At 59.3% G+C, this 2,590-nt stretch carries 3 protein-coding genes; all 3 read right to left on the reverse strand.

Annotated features, from left to right (window positions below; translation table 11 throughout):
* Window positions 1-555 (reverse strand): DUF2993 domain-containing protein (locus NW819_RS10080; RefSeq protein WP_414413652.1); only part of this gene is annotated, 555 nt, incomplete at its 3' end.
* Window positions 556-623: 68 nt separating this feature from the next.
* Window positions 624-947, reverse strand: a complete 324-nt coding sequence (locus NW819_RS10085) for a hypothetical protein (RefSeq protein WP_414413653.1) — start codon at window positions 945-947, stop codon at window positions 624-626.
* Between the two features lie 928 nt (window positions 948-1,875).
* The gene (locus NW819_RS10090; protein ID WP_414413654.1) at window positions 1,876-2,520 is read right to left on the reverse strand and encodes a M48 family metallopeptidase; all 645 of its coding nucleotides are present in this window, start codon (window positions 2,518-2,520) and stop codon (window positions 1,876-1,878) included.
* Between the last annotated feature and the right edge of the window lie 70 nt (window positions 2,521-2,590).

Consider the following 2,590-nt stretch of genomic DNA (forward strand, 5'->3'; position numbering starts at 1 on the left):
CGTTAGCGGGACGGAGTCCTTTTGCTCAGTACCGCCGTCTTTCTCCACCAAGAGGGCAGAGAGCTGAATGCGGCTGGGATCCAAAAACTCGACGCGGGGCTGACGCAGATCGAAACGGCGAGCTTCCCTTCCCGCTCCCCCAAAAGGCAGATCGGCGCGGATATCCTGAAACTGGCGGAGCACCTCTGGCTTGTTGAGGGCAGCATTCAAGTCCTCTTCCCGCACCAACACCCGTACCGCCGCTTGCAGAGGTCGCGTCAGGCGCAAGGGAGCCCCCTGGAAAAAAGAGGGGTCAATTGCCACCGGATCGGTTTCCAGCTCCAGAAGCTCGATGCGGGGAAAGGGCGCTCGATAGAGCCCGCGACCGGCGATCAGCAGGCGATCCGCTTGGCCATTCAGCAGCCGGTAATTGGGCTGGCTTTGGATGCGCACCTCCAAAACCTCTGCCCGATCCAACTGATCCAGCAAAAGCTGCCGCGCCGTCTGATCCGCCAGATAGCCCGCTCCTCCTCCCAAGCCCGCCAACAGCCCCAAGAGAACTGCCAGGATCTCCATGATCACTAACCGGATGTGCCCCAACCCAGGTTAGCAAGGGGATCCCTGGCCCACCTTGGGGATCCGGGCTAGCGCATCACCTTGAGAGGGCTGGCCTCAATGGGGCGATTGCCCATAAAGGTTTTGGCAATTTTCAGGCCATCGGCCATTATCGGGCGATTGAGCGTGGGATCATGGATGAATTTGGCTCCAGAGGCAACCGTTGGGCGTCCCTCCCCCCAAGTGTCCACGACTTTGAGAGTTGCAGCAGCAACTGGACGTCCGTCGGCATAGTAATCCACCACTTTCAGGGTCGAAGCCCCGACCGGACGATGATCAATCCCAATTTCGCTGAACTTGACAGGGCTGGGAAACACCGGTGGGCCGGATTTCTCCTCCAGCAGTACCGGCATCTGAGCAGCCCCGGAGGCTCCATCAGCAGGCAGGGGAGCCAGGTTTAGAGCGTTACCCGTTTGCGTTAGCGGGAGGGCGTCCTTTCCCATAGAAGAAGCCTCTTGCTCTGGAAGCGTGCCGGAATGACCATTTGGAACGGCCATAAGAAACTCCTGAGTTGGTAGAGATAATGAACAAAACAGGACGGGAAAGGGCAGCAAGCTAGATCCAGTGAAGCGCTGCGGAAGAGGCATACCGTTGGCAAGGCTAAAGGTCGGCCTCCCCAAGTTCAAATGAGTGAGACTGAATCTCGAATCTAAAAATATTCTAAACTAAAGTTTGGCATGGGATCCGCCGGCTGTGACCCAACGGTTCCTGAGACGATGCCGGCCAGTCGCGTTAGCGTTGCGCAGCTATGACGTCCTCTTCGCTTCAGCCACTCCCTGGCAAAATCCAAAGCGGACGGTACACTAGTGAGTTAGCAAAGTCTATGGCAGGGCTCCCCTATTCCTCCTATTGGCGCTGGGCAAGGTGGCCGGCACCGGCTCTGTGGGCGTTGCTACTTTGGTTTGCTCCTGCAGCTCGAGCTTCTACCCTGGACGCGCCCCCATTTGACCTGAATGTTGTCCGCTCCCGTTCTCTGCCGTGGAGACATCCTCTTCTTGTTCCCGAGCAGAAGGATCCCATCCCATCCGCTCGCGTTGGCGAGACGGAGTCCTGGGCTGAAGTCGAGGTGACAGAGCCTCCTTTCCTAGAGTTCACCCTTGAAAAAAGCAACGCAGCTGTTGCCCTATTTGGATGCGATTGCCCGGCCCACCTCAACCAGTTGCGGAGACTACGCGGTCTGCCTTTGCTGTGAAGCACAGCTCCACCAGTAACTGTCCCTGACAAAGAAACACAGGGAGCCATCCAGCCGGTCTTGGGCAGAAGGGATCCCTCTGTGCCGAGTTAGGGCAGGACAGGGAGTAGCGGCAGGATCTCAATCTCGGTGCGTTGGGTTTGTTCGGGGGATCCGGAGGGCCAAATGGAGCCGCCGGAGCCGCGGAGTGGAACAGTCTGACCGGCTGGGCTGGCCATGCCGTGCTGAGTGATGAGCTGGTTGAGGCGGGCAATGCGCTCCGAGACAGGGGGATGGGTGCGCAGGAACTCTGGCACAGATCCGCGGGATTGCAACTTGGCCAAAAATTGCGGCATGCCCTGCGGGTCAAACCCGGCGCGATAGGCTGCCCCCAAACCTTTTTCATCGGCGATAAACTCGTTTTCACGGCTCTGCGGGCGCCGTACTCCCAATTCCAGGGCCAGAGCGGCCAGGGTACTGTCGTTGAGCCCCAACAATTGAGCCCCAGACTGGGCAGTGGCAGCCTGCTGCAGTTGTTGCAGGCCGTGGCGTTCGCCGATGTGGGCCACCTCGTGGGCCAGCACGGCGGCAATCTGGTCGTCGTTGTCGGCGGCTGCAAGGGCACCGGTGGTGATGTAGACAAAGCCTCCCAGTGTGGCAAAGGCGTTGATGTCGGGATCTTCCACCACTTGAAAGGTGTAGGGCAGATGGGGCCGTTCGCTGTGGGCGGCCACCCGTTGGCCAATGCGGTTCACCCGCTCGACCCAGTAGGGATCCGAACTGAGGCGAAGTTGTCCCCGCGCTTTCAGCTAGAAATCGCAGGAG

Origin of the sequence: Synechococcus sp. R8-2, assembly GCF_047461715.1 — a bacterium.
Taxonomy (GTDB): domain Bacteria; phylum Cyanobacteriota; class Cyanobacteriia; order Thermostichales; family Thermostichaceae; genus Thermostichus.

Coding starts and splice junctions, on each gene's coding strand:
- NW819_RS10085 (WP_414413653.1), bottom strand. CDS start 947: ATGCCGGTACTGCTGGAGGAGAAATCCGGCCCACCGGTGTTTCCCAGC.